Origin of the sequence: Sulfitobacter sp. LC.270.F.C4 (assembly GCF_032922545.1) — a bacterium.
Classification (GTDB): Bacteria; Pseudomonadota; Alphaproteobacteria; order Rhodobacterales; family Rhodobacteraceae; genus Sulfitobacter; species Sulfitobacter profundi.
On sequence record NZ_CP136692.1, the window covers coordinates 966,482 to 986,427 of the forward strand.

Annotated in this window: 24 protein-coding genes; 15 read left to right on the forward strand and 9 right to left on the reverse strand. The window is 62.7% G+C overall.

Annotated elements, in window-relative coordinates; genetic code table 11:
- The first annotated feature begins 1 nt into the window (after position 1).
- From R1T45_RS08595 to R1T45_RS08605, 3 genes are all read left to right on the forward strand, one after another.
- The gene (locus R1T45_RS08595; RefSeq protein ID WP_317390605.1) at positions 2-460 is read left to right on the forward strand and encodes a DUF6173 family protein; all 459 of its coding nucleotides are present in this window, start codon (positions 2-4) and stop codon (positions 458-460) included.
- 155 nt (positions 461-615) lie between these two features.
- Entirely contained in the window at positions 616-750 is a 135-nt protein-coding gene (locus R1T45_RS08600) for an aa3-type cytochrome c oxidase subunit IV (protein ID WP_067625061.1), read from the forward strand.
- Positions 751-783: 33 nt separating this feature from the next.
- On the forward strand, positions 784-1,392 hold the full coding sequence (locus R1T45_RS08605; protein ID WP_120351752.1) for a hypothetical protein: 609 nt from the start codon (positions 784-786) through the stop codon (positions 1,390-1,392).
- A gap of 9 nt (positions 1,393-1,401) precedes the next feature.
- Here the strand turns inward: R1T45_RS08605 and R1T45_RS08610 are convergent, their stop codons facing one another.
- Both R1T45_RS08610 and R1T45_RS08615 read right to left on the reverse strand, forming a co-directional pair.
- Entirely contained in the window at positions 1,402-1,728 is a 327-nt protein-coding gene (locus R1T45_RS08610; protein WP_067625053.1) for an AzlD domain-containing protein, read from the reverse strand.
- The gene (locus R1T45_RS08615) at positions 1,728-2,450 is read right to left on the reverse strand and encodes an AzlC family ABC transporter permease (protein WP_132444257.1); all 723 of its coding nucleotides are present in this window, start codon (positions 2,448-2,450) and stop codon (positions 1,728-1,730) included. Before R1T45_RS08615 ends, R1T45_RS08610 begins: the two co-directional genes overlap by 1 nt.
- Positions 2,451-2,499: 49 nt before the next feature.
- Between R1T45_RS08615 and R1T45_RS08620 the strand changes: the two genes are divergently transcribed.
- The 3 genes from R1T45_RS08620 to R1T45_RS08630 are packed head-to-tail and all read left to right on the forward strand — an operon-like array spanning position 2,500 to position 5,757.
- Complete coding sequence (locus R1T45_RS08620; RefSeq protein ID WP_067625048.1) at positions 2,500-3,390, forward strand: formate dehydrogenase accessory sulfurtransferase FdhD; 891 nt, start codon at positions 2,500-2,502, stop codon at positions 3,388-3,390.
- 4 nt (positions 3,391-3,394) lie between these two features.
- Entirely contained in the window at positions 3,395-3,997 is a 603-nt protein-coding gene (mobA, locus tag R1T45_RS08625; RefSeq protein WP_271693039.1) for a molybdenum cofactor guanylyltransferase MobA, read from the forward strand.
- On the forward strand, positions 3,994-5,757 hold the full coding sequence (locus tag R1T45_RS08630) for a bifunctional molybdopterin-guanine dinucleotide biosynthesis adaptor protein MobB/molybdopterin molybdotransferase MoeA (protein ID WP_317390606.1): 1,764 nt from the start codon (positions 3,994-3,996) through the stop codon (positions 5,755-5,757). Before mobA ends, R1T45_RS08630 begins: the two co-directional genes overlap by 4 nt.
- A 9-nt stretch (positions 5,758-5,766) precedes the next feature.
- Here the strand turns inward: R1T45_RS08630 and R1T45_RS08635 are convergent, their stop codons facing one another.
- The 3 genes from R1T45_RS08635 to R1T45_RS08645 all read right to left on the reverse strand — a co-directional run bounded on the left by R1T45_RS08635 (position 5,767) and on the right by R1T45_RS08645 (position 7,842).
- Positions 5,767-6,834 carry a hypothetical protein gene (locus R1T45_RS08635; protein WP_411041382.1) on the reverse strand — a complete coding sequence of 356 codons (1,068 nt, stop codon included), beginning with the start codon at positions 6,832-6,834 and terminating at the stop codon, positions 5,767-5,769.
- 14 nt (positions 6,835-6,848) lie between these two features.
- A complete protein-coding gene (greA, locus tag R1T45_RS08640; protein WP_067624274.1) occupies positions 6,849-7,319 on the reverse strand; it encodes a transcription elongation factor GreA in 471 nt (156 codons plus the stop codon).
- A gap of 142 nt (positions 7,320-7,461) precedes the next feature.
- Positions 7,462-7,842 (reverse strand): VOC family protein, encoded by a 381-nt coding sequence (locus R1T45_RS08645; RefSeq protein WP_317390607.1) that lies wholly within the window; start codon positions 7,840-7,842, stop codon positions 7,462-7,464.
- Between the two features lie 84 nt (positions 7,843-7,926).
- Here R1T45_RS08645 and soxR point away from each other — a divergent pair, with 84 nt between their 5' ends.
- The 4 genes from soxR to R1T45_RS08665 all read left to right on the forward strand — a co-directional run bounded on the left by soxR (position 7,927) and on the right by R1T45_RS08665 (position 12,908).
- Entirely contained in the window at positions 7,927-8,382 is a 456-nt protein-coding gene (soxR, locus tag R1T45_RS08650; RefSeq protein WP_132444262.1) for a redox-sensitive transcriptional activator SoxR, read from the forward strand.
- 126 nt (positions 8,383-8,508) lie between these two features.
- The gene (locus tag R1T45_RS08655) at positions 8,509-10,161 is read left to right on the forward strand and encodes an electron transfer flavoprotein-ubiquinone oxidoreductase (protein WP_317390608.1); all 1,653 of its coding nucleotides are present in this window, start codon (positions 8,509-8,511) and stop codon (positions 10,159-10,161) included.
- A 168-nt stretch (positions 10,162-10,329) separates the two neighbouring features.
- Positions 10,330-12,039, forward strand: coding sequence for a tetratricopeptide repeat protein (locus R1T45_RS08660; RefSeq protein ID WP_067916233.1), 1,710 nt, complete (start codon positions 10,330-10,332; stop codon positions 12,037-12,039).
- Positions 12,036-12,908, forward strand: a complete 873-nt coding sequence (locus R1T45_RS08665; protein ID WP_317390609.1) for a 4-(cytidine 5'-diphospho)-2-C-methyl-D-erythritol kinase — start codon at positions 12,036-12,038, stop codon at positions 12,906-12,908. Before R1T45_RS08660 ends, R1T45_RS08665 begins: the two co-directional genes overlap by 4 nt.
- On the opposite strand, the gene R1T45_RS08670 is transcribed toward R1T45_RS08665, so the two are convergent.
- Complete coding sequence (locus R1T45_RS08670) at positions 12,905-13,903, reverse strand: polyprenyl synthetase family protein (RefSeq protein WP_132444265.1); 999 nt, start codon at positions 13,901-13,903, stop codon at positions 12,905-12,907. The genes R1T45_RS08665 and R1T45_RS08670 overlap by 4 nt on opposite strands.
- 55 nt (positions 13,904-13,958) lie before the next feature.
- Between R1T45_RS08670 and R1T45_RS08675 the strand changes: the two genes are divergently transcribed.
- The 3 genes from R1T45_RS08675 (at position 13,959) to R1T45_RS08685 (ending at position 15,203) form a co-directional block, all read left to right on the forward strand.
- Positions 13,959-14,174, forward strand: a complete 216-nt coding sequence (locus R1T45_RS08675; protein ID WP_040700850.1) for a DUF2007 domain-containing protein — start codon at positions 13,959-13,961, stop codon at positions 14,172-14,174.
- On the forward strand, positions 14,171-14,938 hold the full coding sequence (locus R1T45_RS08680; RefSeq protein ID WP_317390610.1) for a tRNA1(Val) (adenine(37)-N6)-methyltransferase: 768 nt from the start codon (positions 14,171-14,173) through the stop codon (positions 14,936-14,938). The genes R1T45_RS08675 and R1T45_RS08680 overlap by 4 nt, the downstream gene beginning before the upstream one ends.
- 100 nt (positions 14,939-15,038) lie before the next feature.
- The gene (locus tag R1T45_RS08685; protein WP_082849498.1) at positions 15,039-15,203 is read left to right on the forward strand and encodes a YdcH family protein; all 165 of its coding nucleotides are present in this window, start codon (positions 15,039-15,041) and stop codon (positions 15,201-15,203) included.
- Positions 15,204-15,391: 188 nt separating this feature from the next.
- On the opposite strand, the gene phbB is transcribed toward R1T45_RS08685, so the two are convergent.
- From phbB to R1T45_RS08700, 3 genes are all read right to left on the reverse strand, one after another.
- Entirely contained in the window at positions 15,392-16,114 is a 723-nt protein-coding gene (phbB, locus tag R1T45_RS08690) for an acetoacetyl-CoA reductase (protein WP_067629533.1), read from the reverse strand.
- A gap of 76 nt (positions 16,115-16,190) precedes the next feature.
- Entirely contained in the window at positions 16,191-17,366 is a 1,176-nt protein-coding gene (locus R1T45_RS08695) for an acetyl-CoA C-acetyltransferase (protein WP_120352275.1), read from the reverse strand.
- Positions 17,367-17,530: 164 nt separating this feature from the next.
- A complete protein-coding gene (locus R1T45_RS08700; protein ID WP_120351742.1) occupies positions 17,531-18,373 on the reverse strand; it encodes an EAL domain-containing protein in 843 nt (280 codons plus the stop codon).
- Positions 18,374-18,479: 106 nt separating this feature from the next.
- Here R1T45_RS08700 and R1T45_RS08705 point away from each other — a divergent pair, with 106 nt between their 5' ends.
- Together R1T45_RS08705 and rpsD are read left to right on the forward strand one after the other, a co-directional pair.
- Positions 18,480-19,049 (forward strand): DNA-3-methyladenine glycosylase I, encoded by a 570-nt coding sequence (locus R1T45_RS08705; protein ID WP_317390611.1) that lies wholly within the window; start codon positions 18,480-18,482, stop codon positions 19,047-19,049.
- 168 nt (positions 19,050-19,217) lie between these two features.
- A complete protein-coding gene (gene rpsD, locus R1T45_RS08710) occupies positions 19,218-19,838 on the forward strand; it encodes a 30S ribosomal protein S4 (protein ID WP_007118979.1) in 621 nt (206 codons plus the stop codon).
- Positions 19,839-19,946: the final 108 nt, after the last annotated feature.

Here is a 19,946-nt window from a genome sequence, read left to right on the forward strand (position 1 = left end):
GATGGGCGATGAGGTGAAAACGGCGGCCGAAGCCTATGAGGAGGCCGCACTGCCGCGTATGCATGAGGTGCATACAGGCGCGGATCAGCCCAAGTCAGGCGACCAGCCGCTGCCCAAATCGGTAACCGACAAACCGGTGAAACAGAAGTCGCCCGCGCAATGGGCCTATGAGCGGGTCGTGCTTTATCTCAAGAATTTTGAAGAAAAGCTCGACAATGACCATGAGGCGGCGATTGGCTTTGCCGGGGGCGACGCCGGGGTGCTGCGGATCGAAGGCATGGGGTATTTCGACCCCGACATCATCACTTTTTACGGCGTCGATCCGGCAGGGGCGCGGGCGCAATTGGTGCAGCATGTGGGGCAGTTAAACGTGATGTTGCGGGCCCTGCCAAAGAAAGTGCCCGATGCCGCACCGCAAAGGATCGGCTTTCGTTTGGCCGCCGATCTGGAAGAGACCTGACCTGCACGACTCTTTCGTGTGCGCGCAAGTGTAAGCTTCCCCTCTAGCGCGTAATTTCGCGTAACGCTAGTATGGTTTTCTGATTATCATCCCCCCGTGACAGGGTGTTACGAATAGGTTAATCAGCGCCAACAGATTGTCTTAGGGAGACGAAAATGGCTGAACACGAACACGGCAGCATGAATTACGAACCACAGCAAAAGACCTTTGACGGGTTCATGACCTTCGTGACGCGCAGCGCCGTTGTCATCCTGGCGATCCTGGTTCTGCTGGCGATCTTTGCCGGTTGATCACGCCCTATCCCTGCGTGAGAGGGTAACCCTTTGAAAACTCTCTTGACGACGATTGCCTTGGTAGGCGTTCTGGCTGGCTGTTCGGTGGATCAAAGCCCCGATAGCCCGCCCGATGTCGTGGCGCGTGCGGCCTATCGCTCACCCGAGCCGCCCTCCCTCACATTGATGACCATGGTGAACAACCGTACCGGCAGCGGCGGACATACTGCCCTGATGGTAAACGGCTCGCAGCGGGTGATCTTTGACCCCGCCGGATCGTTCCGGGACGCGCGGATGGCCGAGCGGGGCGATGTGCTCTACGGGGTGACGCCCGCGTGGCTGCAGGCCTATAAATCCGCCCATGCCCGCAGCACCTTTCATGTGGTCAGTCAGGAAATCCCGGTCAGCCCCGAAGTGGCCGAACGGGCGCTTCGGTTGGTAACCTCCAACGGAGCGGTGCCCGGTGCATTTTGCGCCAATGCCACCAGCGGCATTCTCAGCCAAATCCCCGGCTTCCAAAGCGTTGGGTCGACGTTCTACCCCGTCAAGCTGCAAGAGCGGTTTGAGACTCTGCCGGGTGTCACCACGACGAAATATTACGAAGATGATGAGGGCGATGTGATCGACGCCCTGCGTGCGGCGCAACTGGCCCGCCAGTAGCGCCCGCGCTTACCCCACCAGATAGAGCATCCCATAGAGCGCCGCGGCCCCTGACAGGATCGCGGCGAGCACGTTCTTGCTCGCCAGTCCCACACCCAGCGTGACCACCGCCGCAGTCACACGCGGCAGGTCGAACTGCCCGTCCGTGCCCGAGGGCCAAAGCACCTGCGGTGCCACCAGCGCGGGCAGAATCGCCACGGCGGTATAGCGCAGATGCCGCAACAGCCACGCGGGCATCTGCTTGTTGCCGACCAATCCGGTAAAGACAAAGCGCAGGAAAAAGCTGCCCAGCCCAAGACCGATGATCACGATCCAAAGTGAGGTTCTGTCGATCATCATGCCGTGCTCCCCGGTTTGCGCCGTTCCATCCACGCCTCGACCTGCGCGCCGGTGATCATGCCAGCAAGCCCCGCGATGATCAGCCCAAGCGCATAGGGCACATCGACAGCGATGAGGCTCACGATCACCGCAACAAGCGCCGCCGCCACATGGGCCAGTGTGCGAAACATCGGCGCGATCATGGCCAGAAAGGTGATCGGGATGGCAAAGTCCAGCGCCCAACTGTCCGGCACGCTGGAGCCAACCATCGCGCCAATCAGCGTGAAGATATACCAAAGCGGCACCACCGGCGTCACGGTCCCAAAGAAATAGGCCATCCGCTGCGGCACCGTCATCTGCGGTTCCCGCTCATATTGGGTCATCGCCGCCACATAGGATTGATCGACCGTCATATAGGCCGCCAGCGCCCGCTGCCACAGCGGCGCGCCCCCGATCCACGGGGTGAGAGAGGCCGAATACATGGCCATACGCAGGTTCACCGCCAGCGCCGAGGCCAGCACGATGGCCGTGGGTACGTCTTCTTGCAACAGTTGCAGCGCCGTGAACTGCGCGGCCCCGGCGATCACCACGATCGAGAATGTCAGCGTCTCGAATACGTTCAACCCGGCCTCTGTCGCCAATAGACCAAAGAGAGAGGCGAAGGGGATGATCACCAGCACGAAAGGCAATGCGTCAACGATACCTTTGCGATAGGCGGATTTGGTGGTGGTGATGGCCATGACGAACTCTTAAATATAATGTCAAAGGCTTAGACCTAACCGGAAGGGGATACAATTGGCCCGCGACAATGAACTTAGCAATTATCTGATCGCCCCCGATCCCACTGCTGTTCGACTGACGCGGAATGTCTCTGGCGTGGATCACACCGGCGCGGAGGTGGCGATCAATGTGGTCGAAGAACGCCCCCTGACGATATTCCTCAACCGACAAGAGATCGTGACCGCCATGACCATTGGCGATTACCCGGCCTATCTGGCGCTCGGCTTTCTGCGCAATCAGGGGATGCTGCGCCCGGACGAAGAGATCACCGGCGTCGACTATGACGAAGAGCTTGAGACCGTCGTCGTGCGCACCAAACGCGCCACCGATTACGAAGACAAGATGCAGCGCAAGACCCGCACCAGCGGTTGCGCCGTGGGCACGGTCTTTGGTGATATGATGGAGGGGCTGGCCGATGTGCGCCTTCCTGATACGCCGGTGCGCACCTCGGACCTTTACGCGCTCGCGGCCAAGATCAACCGCACGCCGAGCCTTTATTTGGAGGCCGGGGCGATCCACGGCACCGTGCTGTGCCAAGGCGACCGACCGCTGGTCTATATGGAGGATGTGGGCCGTCACAACGCGGTCGACAAAATCGCCGGATGGATGCTCTCCGAAGGGGTCGGGGCCGAGGATAAGGTGCTCTATACCACCGGGCGGCTGACATCTGAGATGGTGATCAAGACGGCGATGATGGGCATTCCGGTGCTGGCGTCACGCTCAGGCTTCACCGCTTGGGGGGTAGAAATCGCGCAGCAGGTTAATCTCACATTGATCGGGCGGATGCGCGGGCAGCGATTTACCTGTCTGGCGGGCGAGGGGCGGTTGATCCGCGACGCGGATCCGACCACCGTGGCCGAGGAGCCGCGCAAAAGCGGGCGCAAAGGCGCGAAGGAATAAAGCGATGAAACAACCACTTGGCGTCATTCTGGCGGGCGGGCAGGCGACTCGTATGGGCGGCGGTGACAAGGGCTTGCTGCCGCTGGGGCAGGGCACGCTGCTGTCCTCGGTGATCGACCGGCTGGAGCCGCAGGTCGCGGGACTTGCGCTCAATGCCAATGGCGATGCGGCGCGCTTTGCGGATCTGGGCCTGCCGGTGCTGGCGGATAGTATCGAGGGTTTCGCCGGGCCGCTTGCGGGCGTGCTGGCCGGGCTCGACTGGGCCGCCGAACAGGGGGCCGATACGATTGTGACCGCCGCTGCCGATACGCCTTTCTTCCCCTGTGATCTGGTTCCCCGTCTGCTACTCGCCGCTGATGATATGGCCCATCCGCTCGCCTTGGCCGCGACGCCGGATGCCAAACGCGGCACGGCGCGGCATCCGACCTTTGGCCTCTGGCCCGTGGCGCTGCGCGACGATCTGCGCAGCGCTTTGGCGGGCGGGCTGCGCAAGGTGGTGCTCTGGACCGAACAGCACGACGGGCGCGAGGCGCTGTTCCCCGATGAGGCCGCTTTCTTCAACGTGAACACGCCCGAGGATTTGGCGAAAGCAGAGGCGATGGCATGAGGGTTTACGGTGTCGTCGGTTGGAAGAACGCGGGCAAGACCGGATTGATGGAGCGGTTGGTGGCCGAGATCACCGGGCGCGGCTTCACCGTCTCGACCGTCAAACATGCGCATCACACTTTCGACGTGGACCACCCCGGCAAGGACAGCCACCGCCACCGCGTCGCGGGCGCGCGCGAGGTGCTGCTGGCCTCCGGCGCGCGCTTTGCCTTGATGCATGAGTTGCGCGGGGCCGAAGAGCCACCGCTCGACGCGCATCTGGCGCGGCTTTCGCCTGTCGATCTGGTGCTGATCGAAGGCTACAAACGCGATGGCCATCCCAAGGTCGAAGCGCACCGGGCCGAGACCGGAAACGCGCTGATCGCGCCGGATGACCCGACGGTGCGGGCGGTGGCCAGCGACGTGGCGCTTGAGATGGACCGGCCTGTTTTTGACCTGAACGACACCCGTGCGATTGCCGATTTCATCCTGCGCGAAGTGGGGCTGATCGCCGCCCCAACGGCACCTGCCACCACCGCACCCCCGCCCCTGCGCAACGATTGCTTTGCCCTCCCACCCGGCGTGCATTGGACCCCGGTGGATGATGCGCTGGCGCTGTTGAAAGAGCGCCTCCACCCTGTGACGGGGGCGGAAACCTTTCCCGCCGCCGATGCCGGGGGGCGTATCGTGGCCGAAGATGTCACAGCCCTCCGCGCGAACCCGCCGCTGCCGAACACGGCGGTCGATGGCTACGGTTTTGCCGGTGGGCGCGGCGAAGGGTTGCATGAGCTTCCGCTGGTGCCGGGCCGTGCAGCGGCGGGGGATCGCCCCGGCGCAGTGCCTGCGGGCCAAGCGATCCGCGTGCTGACCGGCGCGGCGCTGCCTGAGGGCGTAGATACCGTGATCCTGCAAGAAGACGTGACCGCCGAGGGCGGCATGTTGCGGTTTCACGGGCCGGTGAAACAGGGGGCGAACACCCGCAAAGCCGGAGAGGATGTACAAGCCGGCGATGTGATCCTCGCCGCAGGCACGCGCGTTGGTCCGGCGGAACTGGCATTGATGGCGGCAGCAGGTGTGGCAGAGGTGCGCCTACGCAAGCGATTGAAGGTCGGCGTGATCTCAACCGGCGACGAGTTGGTCGAGATGGGCGAAACGGCCCGCGACGGGCAGATTTACGACGCCAACCGCCCCATGTTGCTGCAACTCGCGACGGACTTTGGGCACGAGACCGTCGATCTGGGCCGCGTGGCCGACGACCGCGCGGCGCTGCGCGCAAGGCTCGACGCGGCGGCGGGGCAGGTGGATGTGATCCTGACCAGCGGCGGCGCTTCGGCGGGGGACGAAGACCACGTCTCGGCCCTGTTGACCGAGGCGGGAGCGATGCAGCTTTGGCGGATCGCGGTGAAGCCGGGGCGGCCTTTGGCGCTTGGCCTGTGGCAAGGCGTGCCGGTGTTCGGGCTGCCAGGCAATCCGGTGGCGGCGATGGTCTGTTCGTTGATTTTCGCGCGGCCCGCCATGGCGCTGCTTGCCGGGGGCGGCTGGCAGGAACCGCAGGGCTTTGATGTGCCTGCCGCCTTCGAGAAACGTAAAAAGGCCGGGCGGCGCGAATACCTGCGCGCCCGGATGCGCGATGGCCGGGCCGAGGTTTTCGCCTCCGAAGGATCGGGCCGTATCAGCGGGCTAAGCTGGGCCGAAGGGCTGGTCGAGTTGGACGAGACCGCGCGCGACATTGCGCCCGGCGATCTCGTCCGTTTCATTCCTTACGGCAGTTTTACCAGCTAAGGCCGCGCGTCAGTCGAAGGTGCCCGCACAGCGGCCCAGCAGCATAAAGGCGCGGGCAGTGCGGGTGTCAGCCAGCGATGAGATTTCCTCATCGGTTGCCTGTTTCTCGAACTCGGCAAAGGTCCGGTCAAACCGGCGCAGGAAGTGATGCGCGGCATCGCGAAAGATCGGGTCTTGCCGCATACGCGCATTGGCCAGCGCCAGTGAAGAGCGGTCGCGGATGCCACCCAAAGGCGCGATTGTACGGCCCCGCGCACCGCTGGCGAACTGACGCCAGATCTCGGGGCGGGCGCGATCGGGGCGCAGGTCGTCCATATAGATGCCGTCTTGGCTGAGCAGGGTCAGCACGTCCTGCGCGGCCTGCACCAGTTGCGAGGCGGAGCGGTCTTTCAACGCACGGCGCAGCGCGTCGAACCCGGCTTGGTCTTCCGCCGTTTCGGGGAAGTTAAGCGCGCGGGTGAAATCCTCGGCCGAGAGCGGCTGTGTCTTGTCGCCCGCCTGCGTGCCAAGCGCCAGCGTCGGCTGGTCTTCGGCGGCGGGCGGTGTGGGCGCGGGGGCTGGGGTGACGGGGCGCGCAGTCTCGTCGCGGCCCTGAAGCCCGGCCAGCGCGATCTCGGTCTTGCGGGCGCTGGCGGCAAGTTCATCGAGCTTGCGCGCGATGTTGCTGTCGCCCGCAGGTTTGTTGCCCTGCTGTTGCGAGATATAGGAATACCGGATGGCATCAATCGCGGCTTGTAGGCGTTGGATTTCCTCGCGCATGACCCGCCCGGCACGGGCGGCGGTGGCCCCGACCCAGATCATCGCGACCGGCAAGATCACCACCAACAGGATCAGCAGCCCGCGCAGCCCCCCGTCATTGGCCCCTTCGGGCACCTCTGCGGCAATGAAGGTGAAATAGATCGCCGTGCCAAGCAGCCAAAGCGCTGAAAGCGCGCCCGCGATGATCTCTATCTCGGTGATGCTGTTGGGTTTTGGGCGGTCGTATACGCCCATCGACGTAGGCCGCGCGGCGCCTTTCCCGCCGCGCGGGGCGCGGGGGGCTTGATCTTGGGGTGTCGAAGCGTCGGGCTCTGCCATGTCAGCCTTCCCGGTCAAGCGTAAACGATCTTGAGAACCTCATAGGATTTTTGCCCCCCGGGGGTGCGCACCTCGACGGAATCACCTTCGTCTTTGCCGATCAGCGCGCGGGCGATGGGCGACTTGATGTTCAAAAGGCCCTTTTCGATATTGGCCTCATATTCACCAACGATCTGATAGGTCTTCTCTTCGTCGGTGTCCTCGTCCACCAGCGTTACCGTGGCCCCGAATTTGATCGACCCCGACAGTTTCTTGGGGTCAATCACATCGGCGAGCGAGATCACGCCCTCAAGCTCTTTGATGCGGCCTTCGATGAAAGACTGCTTTTCCTTGGCGGAATGATACTCGGCATTTTCCGACAGGTCACCATGTTCGCGCGCTTCGGCGATGGCCTTGATGATGGCGGGCCGTTCAACCGACTTGAGCTGCTTGAGTTCGACTTCGAGCGCGGTGTGACCGTCGCGGGTCATCGGGATCTTTTCCATGGCGGTGTGCCTACATAATGAGGGCCGCACCCGGGTTTTCGCCGGGGGGCGGCCAATTGCGTGTTAACTTGGCAGATACCTGACCCAAACTGCCCGCCAATTGCAAGTGCCTAACGGCCTCAGGGTCGGCGGTTGACTGCCGTCAATCGTATTGCACGACCTCATATTCGATCCCGTCCGCATCGTGGAAATAAAACCGCCGTCCGGGCTCATAGTCGGCGTGGTTTCCGGAGGTGAAGCCCTGCGCCAGCACGGCATTTTCGGTGGCGTCGAGGTCATCCACCACGACCGCGATGTGGTTGAGCGCACCGATAGTTTCGTAGCTGGTGTTCGTAAGAGTGCCCGCATTGCCGGGATTGTAGAGCGCGACGTAATGCGCCTCGGTGCCGACATGTTTGGTGTGGCCCCCGGCCATGGCGTCGCCCTCCCATCTCAGGTGCCAGCCAAAGACTTCGCGCATCCAATCGGCGGTGGCGGCGGGGTCAGAGACGGTGAAATTGGCATGTTCAAGTTGCGCGGGCATGGCGTTTATCCTTTTGTGATCGCTTGTGCCATCTGAGCGTAATTGTTAAACCTAACTTTAGGTCAAGAGATTTGTGAGGGCGAAATGGCGGTGAATGAGGGGCTGTCGATCGGGGCTTTGGCCAAGCGCACCGGGCTCGCCGTTTCGGCCATTCGCTACTATGAGGCGCAGGGGTTGATCGCGCCGTGGCGCAATGCGGGCGGGCAGCGGCGGTTTGATCGGGCCGATCTGCGGCGGCTGAGTTTCGTCATGATCGCCCAGCAATTCGGTTTCACCCTGCCACAGATCAAGGCTGAGTTGGACCGCTTGCCGGGCGGGCGGACGCCCACCAAGGCCGATTGGACCCGCATTTCCGAAGGCTTTCGCGCCGCCCTCGACGTGCGCATCGCCACCCTAAACAAGCTGCGTGACAATCTTGACGGCTGCATCGGCTGCGGCTGTCTGAGTCTCGAAGCCTGCGCGCTTTACAATCCTATCGACCAAGCAGGTGAAAAAGGCCCCGGACCGCGCTATCTGATGGGGGACGAACCGGCGGCCTGACAGGTCGCGCGTCATGTTATGTCGCTGAGGCCATGTTTTGCGCAATAAACGCAGGGTCGCGATTGCATTGCGCGCGGCGGTGGTTTAGCCAAATCCAAACCGAATTTGCCGTGAGGGAGCACCAAAATGGCCGAGATTGAACGCGAAGCGATGGAATATGACGTTGTGATCGTCGGCGCCGGGCCTGCTGGCCTGTCGGCTGCGATCCGGCTCAAGCAGTTGGACGCCGATTGCAATGTCGTGGTGCTGGAGAAGGGCTCGGAAGTGGGCGCGCATATCCTCTCGGGCGCGGTGCTTGACCCCTGCGGGCTGGACGCGCTGATCCCCGATTGGAAAGAAAAAGGCGCGCCGATCAATGTGCCGGTGAAAGAAGACAACTTTTACCTGCTGGGTGAGGCGGGCAAGCTGCGTATCCCCGAATTCCCCATGCCCCCGCTGATGAAAAACCACGGCAACTACATCGTCTCCATGGGGAATGTCTGCCGTTGGATGGCCGAACAGGCCGAGGAACTGGGCGTCGAAGTCTTCCCCGGCATGGCCTGCTCTGAACTTGTGTTCGGCGAGAATGGCGAAGTCAAAGGCGTTGTCGCCGGTGAGATGGGCCGTCAGGCCGATGGCACCCCCGGCCCAAGCTATGAGCCGGGCATGGAGTTGCACGGCAAATATGTCTTCCTCTCCGAAGGCGTGCGCGGCAGCCTGAGCAAACAGGTGATCGCGAAATACGGGCTGGATGAGGGCAAAGAGCCGCAGAAATACGGTCTTGGCATGAAAGAAATCTGGGAGATCGACCCCGCCAAGCACAAAGAAGGCACCGTCACCCACACGATGGGCTGGCCGCTGAACAGCAACGCGGGCGGCGGGTCTTTCATCTATCACCTTGAGAACAATCAGGTTTACGTCGGCTTCGTCGTTCACCTTGGCTACAAAAACCCGCATGTCTTCCCTTACATGGAATTCCAGCGCTTCAAGCATCACCCGATGGTGGCCGAGTTGCTCGAGGGGGGGAAACGTGTGGCCTACGGCGCGCGGGCAATCACCGAAGGCGGCTATCAGTCGATGCCCAAGATGGTGGCCCCCGGCGTGGCGATGCTGGGCTGCTCGGTCGGCATGGTCAACGTGCCGCGCATCAAGGGCAACCACAACGCCATGCTCTCGGGCAAGGCAGCGGCTGAGGCCGCCTATGCCGCGATCCAAGCAGGGCGGGGCGGTGATGTGCTGACCGAATATGAGACGGATGTGCGCGAAGGCCCGATTGCCGAAGACCTCAAGAAAGTGCGCAACGTCAAACCGCTGTGGTCGAAATACGGGCTCACCGCTTCGCTGGCGCTTGGTGGCTTTGACATGTGGACCAACACGCTCGGCTTCTCGCTTTTGGGCACGCTGAGCCATGGCAAATCGGACGCCGAGGCGACCGAGCCTGCGGATAAGCACAAGAAGATCGACTACCCCAAGCCCGACGGGAAGCTCAGCTTTGACCGTCTGACCAACGTGGCCTTCTCGTTCACCAATCACGAGGAAAGCCAGCCTGCGCACCTCAAGCTGAAAGACCCGAGCATTCCGGTCGAGGTGAACCTGCCGAAATACGCCGGCCCCTCGGCCCGCTATTGTCCGGCGGGGGTCTATGAGTTCGTCGAGGATGAGAAAACCGGCGAGACGCGGTTCCAGATCAACTTCCAGAACTGCGTCCATTGCAAGACCTGCGACATCAAGGACCCGACGCAGAATATCGTCTGGACCACCCCGCAGGGCGGCGACGGGCCAAACTATCCAAACATGTAAACGGGTCGCCAACAGGCACAATCAAAGGACCGGCATGCGAGGGCGTGTCGGTCCTTTCTTTGTCTGAATCGGCGAAATCCTGTCGGCTGCATGCCTCATCGCGGCCCCGCCATTGCGCCCGGGCACAGAGATGATAGCCTGAGCGCAAAGCGATATGAGGCGGTTTGCATGTTTCGGAATGTCCTAGGTTTCACCAGCGTTGCGGCGCTTTGCATCGGCCTTTCTGCGCCACTGATGGCGCAGTCGATCGCGGGCCCCTATCTGGCGGGGCGGCATGCCGCCGTGAACAGCGATTACCCCGAAGCCGCGCGCTACTACACCGAGGCGCTGGCCCGTGATCCCAAGAACATCGAACTGATGGAAAGCGCGGTGCTGTCCTATCTCTCGCTTGGGCGGGTGGATAAGGCGCTGCCGCTGGCGCGCAACATGATCACCCTCGGCACCAAGAGCCAAGTGGCCGAGATGACCCTCGTGGCCGCGATGGCGAAAGAGGGTGATTACAAGGCCCTGTTAGAGCGGGACACATCTTCCATCGGCCCTTGGGTCGGCGGGTTGGTGCAGGCTTGGGCGCATATGGGCGCAGGCGATGTCACCGCCGCCATGGCTGCATTTGACGGCCTCAGCGAAGAGGCCGGGATGCAGGGCTTTGTGATGTATCACAAGGCCCTCGCGCTGGCGAGTGTGGGTGACTTCGAAGGGGCAGAGGCGATCTTTGACAGTGGCGAAGCGGGCGCTGCGGGCCAGACCCGGCGCGGGGTCATGGCCCATGCCGAGATCCTTGGCCAACTGGGGCGTAGCGACGATGCGCTGGCTGTGCTCTCGGACGGCTTTGGCGCAGATACCGATCCCGAAATCGCGCGGTTGATCGAGGCCCTGCAGCAAGAGGCACCGGCCCCCTTCAGCCATATGCCCGACGCCCAAGCGGGTATGGCCGAGGTGTTTTTCACCTTTGCCGCCGTGCTGCGCAACGAAGCGGCGGGGGACTACTATGTGCTGCTCTACTCGCGCATCGCGCGCTATCTGCGCCCCGATCATGTCGATGCGCTTTTGCTGACGGCCAGCCTTTTGGAAAACCTCGGCGAGCATGATCTGGCGATTGCCGAGTACAAATCTCTGCCTGCCGACAGCCCCGCCTATCACGCTGCGGAATTGGGCCGCGCCGATGCGCTGCGGCGCTCGGGCAAGACGGCGCAGGCCATCGAAGTGCTGGAGCAACTCGCCCGCAGTCATGGGGAACTGGCGGTGGTGCATTCCACGCTGGGCGACATGCTGCGCGCGGAGGAAGACTATGAGGCGGCCATCGCGTCCTACGACGAAGCGCTGGCGCTTACGCCTGAAACCGCCCGCGCCCGCTGGGTGCTGTTCTACGCCCGTGCCATTGCCAAAGAGCGCAGCGGCGATTGGGAAGGGTCAGAATCCGATTTCCGCGCAGCACTTGAGCTGAATCCCGAGCAGCCGCAGGTGTTGAACTACCTCGGCTACTCGCTGGTTGAACAACAGCGCAACCTGGACGAGGCGTTGGACATGATCGAACGCGCCGTCGCGGCTAGCCCCGACAGTGGCTATATCGTCGATTCGCTAGGGTGGGTGTTCTACCGTTTGGACCGCTACGAAGAGGCGGTCGAGCAGATGGAGCGCGCGGTGGAGCTGGAGCCGGTGGATCCGGTGGTGAACGACCACCTCGGCGATGTCTACTGGGCCGTGGGCCGCCAGCGCGAGGCCGAGTTCCAGTGGCGTCGGGCGCTGTCTTTCGTGGACCTGACGGATGCGGATTCCGAGGCCGACCCTGAGCGGATGCGCCGCAAGCTGGAAGTCGGGCTTGATGCCGTGCTGTCCGAAGAGGGCGCGGCCCCGCTGAAGGTTGCTGCAGACGAATGAGCCTTCCGAACAATGGGGCACCCGCTGGTCCCGGCGCTGCGGCGTCGCGGATGGCTTGGGCCAAGGTGAACCTGACCCTGCATTGCACCGGCCAGCGCGCTGACGGCTATCACCTGCTGGATTCGCTGGTGGTGCGGGCGGGCGTGGGCGATGCGCTGCATGTGGCGGCTGCCGACGCCCTGACCCTCAGCGTGAGCGGCCCGCGTGCTGAAGGGGTGCCAACCGATGCGCGCAACCTCGTCCTGCGCGCGGCAGAAATGCTGGATGCGGGCGCGGGCCGTTGTGCCGCGTTGCATCTGGAGAAACATCTGCCCGCGGCGGCAGGGATCGGCGGCGGCTCTGCCGATGCGGCGGCGGCTTTGGACCTGCTTGCCGCGCATTGGGGCGTCCCATTGCCCGCAGACACGGCGCGGCTCGGGGCGGATGTGCCGGTCTGCCTGACACGCGGCCCGCAGCGGATGCAGGGGGTGGGGGAGATCCTCACGCCGCTTTCGCCACTGCCGCCCTGCCATATGGTGTTGGTGAATCCCGGCGTCGATGTGCCGACGCCTGCCGTTTTTTCGGCCCTGACCGATAAGAACCAACCGCCGATGCCGGAGGTGATCCCGACCTTCACGGGCTTTACTGAATTCATCGATTTTCTGGGCGAACAGCGCAATGACCTCGCCGCGCCCGCCATCGCGCGGGAGCCGATCATCGGGGCCTGTCTGGAGGCGCTGAGCGATGCGGCGCTGGCGCGGATGTCCGGATCGGGCGCGACTTGTTTCGGTCTCTACGCCACCGCGTCGCAGGCCGAGAACGCGGCCCACCGCATCAGCCGTGCCGCGCCCCAGTGGTGGGTCGCCGCCGCGCCGATCTTGGCCGCTTAGCTGATCCGGCTGACGACGTAGTCGGCCAGATCGATCAACATGTCTTTCAACTCATGGTCGGGCAGGGGGGCAAGGGCCGATTGGGCCTTTTCTGCCCAGTCCCGCGCATCGCGCTGTGTTGCCGTCAGCGTATCGTGTTTGCCCAAGAGCATCAGCGCATGGTCGAGATCGCCCTCTTCCTGTTTGCCCTTTTCAATGGTGCGCACCCAAAACGCGCGCTCGGTCTCATCGGCTTTGGCAACGGCCTTGATCACTGGCAGGGTCAGCTTGCGCTCGCGGAAATCGTCGCCGACGTTTTTGCCCGTGGCCCCTGTATCGCCTTGATAATCCAAAAGATCGTCAACGATCTGGAAGGCGATGCCAAGCGCGTCCCCATAGTCGTAAAGCGCTTTGACCTGATCCTCTGGCGCGTCGGCAATTACGCCGCCCACCTCGGTCGCGGCCGAGAACAGCGCCGCCGTCTTGCCACGCACGACTTGCAGGTAGACCTGTTCATCCGTGGCAAGGTTCTGCGCGGCGGTCAGTTGCAAGACCTCCCCCTCGGCAATTGTCGCGGCGGCGTTCGACAGGATTCGCATGACGGGCATTGAGCCCGGTTCGGTCATCAACTGAAAGCTGCGCGCGAAAAGGTAATCGCCCACCAGCACCGAGGACTGATTGTCCCACAAAAGGTTCGCCGTGGGCCGCCCGCGGCGCTGCGCGCTTTCGTCCACTACATCGTCATGCAGCAGGGTCGCGGTGTGGATGAACTCCACCGTCGCCGCGAGATGGACGTGATAGGGGCCGCCGTAGCCGCACATCCGCGCTGCGGCCAGTGTCAGCATCGGGCGCAGGCGCTTGCCGCCAGCTTCGACCAGATGGGCGGTGACTTCGGGAATGCGGGGGGCGTGCTTCGACGCCATCCGCTCACGGATCAGGGCGCTGACCGCCGCCATATCATCGCTTAGATAGGCCGCCATGCGGTCGTGCGGTTTGGCCGTTGCATCACTTTTCATCATCATTTCCCGCGTCCCGCTCGACATGCCGGTGATCCGGCTCTACATCTTTGATATGAAGGAACTTTTGCGCAGCACCGATATGACCATCATCGCCTTTGCCACCGCCCTTCTCAGGGGGGAGGATATAGACTGCTTTGAAATGGACGTAAACATGAGCGTGCTCGAAGGCGGCATCGGGATTTTCCCGCGCCGCTTGATGGTGCACCCCGATGACCATGACGCCGCTTTGCGGGTGATGCGCGACAATGAGATTCCGCTGGGGCTGTGACCCGTTTCGCCGAAGATGACCTGACCTGTGACGCCTTTCTGGGCGGCAAGCTGCACCTCTGGCAGCCGCGCCGGGGGCGGGGCTACCGCGCCGGGGTGGACCCTGTTTTGCTGGCCGCGAGCATTGAGGCCACGGCGGGGCAAAGCGTGCTGGAATTGGGCTGTGGGGTCGGTGCGGCGGTGCTTTGTCTGGGCGCGCGGGTGCCGGGGCTGGCGCTGACGGGGTGTGAGCTGCAACCTGCCTATGCCGAACTCGCGCGGCGTAATGGCGGCGCGGCGCTGGAGGTGGTCGAGGCCGATCTGACCGACATGCCCCTGCATCTGCGGCAGCGACAATTTGACCACGTTCTGGCCAATCCGCCCTATTTCGACCGGGCCGCCTCGGTTCAGTCCCGCGATCCGGGGCGAGAGACCGCCTTGGGCGAAGCCACGCCCCTGCGGCAATGGGTTCGCACCGCGGCGCGGCGGCTCAAACCCAAAGGGCAGGCACATTTTATCCACCGCGCAGAACGGCTGCCCGAGATTCTGGCCGCCCTCCCGCATGAGATGGGATCGGTCGAAGTGCTGCCTCTGGCCTCGCGCGCGGGGCGGATGCCGGAGTTGATTCTTTTGCGTGCCCGCAAGAATGGCCGCGGTGCTTTCCGGCTCTATCACAGCTACGCTATGCACCTTGGCGCGCGGCATGAATCGGATGGCAAAAGCTATGTGCCGGAAATCGAAGCGGTCCTGCGTCGCGGCGCGCCGCTGACTTATCCTACTTCTTAAGCGTTTTTTTACCAACTTCACCCCTATGCTGCGGTGCTGCGTGACTTGTGGGTCGCGCTGTGGTCCACTGAAATTCCACACACCAATCATGGAGGATTGTATGGCTTTGAACGCACATCTGGACACCCTGAAGCGCAAGCATCAGGCGATGAGTGAGGCGGTGGAAACCGCGCAACGCGCCCCCGGTATGGACGATTTACAAGTGGCTTCCATGAAGAAGGAAAAACTGCGCCTGAAGGAGGAGATTAGCCGCCTGTCGAGCTGACCTCACCCCGTGAACTGAGATTTTCATTCGAGGGCTGTCGTTTCGCTGGGGCGGGGCGGCAGCCTTTGCCTAGGGCAGGGGGATGCCAGAAGCGATACTGAGCGTGATGGGTGAACGGCCCCTCCCGCCGCAATGAAAAAGGCCAGCCCGTCGAGGGGCTGGCCTTTTCGATTCCATGCTGGCGTCGATCAAACGACGAATTGCGCGCCATTGGCTGAGATGGTCGAACCATTGATGAAGCCCGCGTCGTCAGAGACGAGGAAGGCCACCGCGCGGGCGATTTCCTCAGGCTCCCCCAGACGCCCCGCGGGGATCTGCGCGATGATGCTTTCGCGGACCTTCTCGGGCACGGCCATGACCATATCAGTCGCGATATAGCCGGGGCAGATCGCATTGGCGGTGATGCCTGCGCGCGCGCCTTCTTGGGCCAATGACTTCACAATGCCCAAATCGCCCGCCTTGGTCGCGGCATAGTTCACTTGGGCGAACTGACCTTTCTGGCCGTTGATCGAAGAGATCACGACGACACGGCCGAACTTCCGCTCACGCATGCCGGGCCAGACCGGGTGGATCGTGTTGAACACCCCGGTGAGGTTGGTGGCGATGACCTCGTTCCACTGATCGGGGGTCATCTTGTGGAAAGGCGCATCGCGGGTGATGCCTGCGTTGGCGACAACCACCTCGATGGGGCCCAGATCGGCCTCGACCTGTTCGATACCGGCTTTGGAGGCGTCGTAATCTGCCACGTTCCATTTATAGGTCTTGATGCCGGTCTCTTCGGTGAATTTTGCGGCGGCTTCGTCATTGCCCGCATAGGTGGCGGCGACGGTATAGCCTTTGTCTTTCAGCGCGGTGGAAATGGCCGCGCCAATGCCGCGGCTGCCCCCGGTGACCAAAGCGATGCGTGACATGTAGCTCCTCCCTCAAGGTAATGTTCTTGCAATTGCATGTTTTGGCGCGCAACAAAATTGCGCGCCAATTGTAGTTTTAGGGGCGCTCAAGACACATGGCAACACCCATACCGCCGCCGATACACAGCGTCGCCAAACCTTTTTTGGCTCCGCGGCGCTGCATTTCGAACAGCAGAGTGTTGAGCACGCGCGCGCCGGAGGCGCCGATTGGGTGCCCGATCGCGATTGCACCGCCGTTGACGTTCACGATTTCCGGATCCCAGCCCATTTCCTTGTTCACGGCGCAGGCCTGCGCGGCGAAGGCTTCGTTGGCTTCCACAAGGTCGAGGTCTTCTGGTTTCCAACCGGCTTTCTCCAGCGCCTTGCGCGAAGCATAGACGGGGCCGACGCCCATGATCGACGGGTCGAGACCTGCCGTGGCATAGGAGGCGATGCGCGCCAATGGGGTGATGCCGCGCTTTTCGGCGTCATTCGCGCTCATCAGCAGGGCCCCGGCTGCACCGTCGTTCAGGCCCGAGGCGTTGGCCGCAGTGACCGAGCCGTCTTTGGTAAAGGCAGGGCGCAGCTTTTGCATGGCTTCCATGGTGGCCCCATGGCGGATGTATTCGTCCTGATCAACGACAGTCTCGCCTTTGCGGGTTTTGATCGTGTAGGCGACGATCTCATCCGCGAATTTGCCAGCTTTCTGCGCGGCCTCGGCCTTGTTTTGCGAAGCGACGGCGAATTCATCCTGCTGGTCGCGGGAAATCTGCCATTTTTCGGCGACGTTTTCGGCAGTTTGGCCCATGTGGTAGCCGTTGAACGCATCCCACAGACCGTCGCGGATCATCGTGTCGATGAACTGCAGATCGCCCATCTTCTGACCCGCACGCAGGTTCTGCGCGTGGGGGCTGAGGGTCATGTTCTCCTGACCGCCAGCGGCGACGATGTTCGCATCCCCCAGTTGGATGTGCTGGGCCGCCAATGCCACGGCGCGCAGGCCCGAGCCACAGACTTGGTTGATGCCCCAAGCGGCGCTTTCTTTCGGCAGGCCCGCATTGATATGTGCCTGACGCGCAGGGTTCTGGCCTTGAGCGGCGGTCAGCACCTGCCCCAAAATGGTCTCAGAGACTTCGGACGGGTCGACCCCGGCGCGGGCCACCAGTTCTTTTAGAACGGCGGCACCCAGATCATGGGCGGGTGTATTGGCAAACGCCCCGCCGAAACTGCCCACGGCGGTACGGGCGGCGGATGCGATGACGACATTGGTCATGATGTGACTTTCCTCTACCTTGTTGGGCGGGGGCACACCGACACGCGCCGTCGTCGGGCGTGGGCGCTCCCGTCCCTCTAAGGTAGTGATAGCGGATGCGCTGCAATGCGGCAACTGAGCAGGCAGCGCCACGCTGCCGACATGGCGTTACCCTCTTTACCCGGTCAGCCTGTGGCGCGCATGCGGTCGAACCCAAGCCAGGCGGGCCGGGTCGTGGGGGCGGCAAAATGGTAGCCCTGCAAACAGTCGACACCCATCTCGACCAGGACCGCTGCGTCGGCCGCGTTCTCCACGCATTCGGCCACGGTGAGCATGTCGAAATGTGTGGCGATCGACATCAGCGCGGCGGTCAGGGCGCGGTTGTCGGGGTTCGTCGCGATGCCCCGAATGAACTGTCCGTCAAGTTTCAGGATGTCGAAGTAGAAATCCTTGAAATAGCGGATCGCGGTTTGCCCCGCGCCGAAATCATCCATGGCAAAGCAAATGCCATAGGGCTGCAATTGATCCATAAAGTTCGCCACCAGTTCCGGCACCATCATGGCCGAGCTTTCGGTAATCTCTAGAATCAGCCGTTCGCCCAAGGTCGCGTCGCGGGCCAGCCAGTGGCGCAAGACGCGGGTCCATTCCTGATACCCGATGGAACGGGCCGACATATTGATCGACAGCCGCAATCCGGGGTGGTGGTGCAGCGCGTTCAGGCCAAGGCGCAGGGCCAGAACATCCACCTGCCGCCCGGTTTCCGTATCCTCAATCGCTGGCATGAAATCCTTGGCCGGGATCACGCGGCCAGTGGGATCCAGCAGGCGGATCAACCCCTCGTGAAAGGCGATGGACGTCGGATCGCTGGCCCGCATGACCGGCTGAAAGGCCAGCAGGGTCTGACGGTGCGCCACGGCGTCGCGCACCATTTCTAGGGTCGCGGCATCGCGCTGCGTTACCGCATGGTTAAGCGGGCTGTCCCCTCCGGGGGGGATATCGGCGATAGGGCGTTGGAATCGACGGGGCACGGCGGTACTCTTCTTTCTGTCCTGCCGTGGGTATGGGCGCAAAGGTGATAACACGGTCTTAATCAGCGGCGTTTTCCGCGGTGGATCACGGGCAGGAGACGCAAAGATGCAGCGCTGTGACTGGGCCGGGGAGGACCCGATTTACCAAGCCTACCATGACACCGAATGGGGCGTGCCCGAATATGACAGTCGCGCGCTTTGGGAAAAACTGATCCTCGACGGATTTCAGGCCGGGCTAAGCTGGATCACGATCCTTAAAAAACGCGATAATTTTCGGGCGGCTTTTGCCGGGTTCGATCCGCATCAGATCGCGGAGTGGGGCGAGGCGGATGTCACGCGCCTGCTGGGCGATCCGGGCATCATCCGCCATCGGGGCAAGATCGAGGCCGCGATTACCAATGCCCGTGCTTGGCAGGAGCTTGAGGCACGCGAGGGCTTTGACAGCTTCATGTGGCGCTATGTGGATGGGGTGCCGTTGCAGCCCGGCTTTGCCACACAGGCTGAGGTCCCGCCGAAAACCGCGCTGTCAGAACAGGTGAGCAAAGACCTGAAGAAAGCCGGTTTCAAGTTCTGTGGGCCGACGATCACCTATGCGTGGATGGAGGCCTGCGGGCTGGTGAACGATCATATTCTGACCTGCCACCGCCACGGCCCCTGTGCGGCGATGGCGCGGTAGGGCGGGGCGTATTGCCCCTGCTGAAATCCCCCGTTGACTCCCGGCCATGGCACCGTATAAGCGCCCCTTCATTGGTGTTGGTGGACCCCGCAAGGGGAAGCCTGTCGGGCTTCGGCCAAAGGACAACGCCCTTTACCGCCCCTCGGGGCCTTATAAAGGAGAACAGCCGTGACAAAACGCACAGCTGCCAAGCACAAACTAGACCGCCGCATGGGCGAAAACATCTGGGGTCGTCCGAAGTCCCCGGTGAACCGTCGTGAATACGGCCCCGGCCAGCACGGTCAGCGCCGTAAAGGCAAGATTTCCGATTTCGGTATCCAGCTGCGCGCCAAGCAGAAGCTCAAGGGCTACTACGGCGACCTGACCGAAAAGCAGTTCCGCCGCATCTACGGCGAAGCCGAGCGTGTTAAAGGCGATACTGGTGAAAACCTGATCGGTCTGCTTGAGCGTCGTCTGGACGCCGTTGTGTACCGCGCCAAGTTCGTTGCAACCGTTTTCGCAGCGCGCCAGTTCGTGAACCACGGCCACGTTCGTGTGAACGGCAAAAAAGTGAACATCCCCTCCTACCGCGTGAAAGAGGGTGACGTCATCGAAGTGCGTGACCGTTCCAAGCAGTTGGCTTCCGTTCTCGAAGCGGTTCAGCTGCCCGAGCGTGACGTGCCTGACTACCTTGAGACGGATCACTCCAAACTGACAGCAACCTTCGTGCGCACACCCGGTCTGTCCGACGTGCCATACCCGGTTGTGATGGAGCCGAACCTCGTCGTGGAATTCTACGCGAAGAACTAAGTTTCTTCGCCAGTCGACAATCGAAAGGCCGCGTGGTGCACACCGCGCGGCCTTTTTCTTTGCGCGGGGCCGGGCCGGGGCGCAGCAATGCAACAGCCTGTCCGGGGC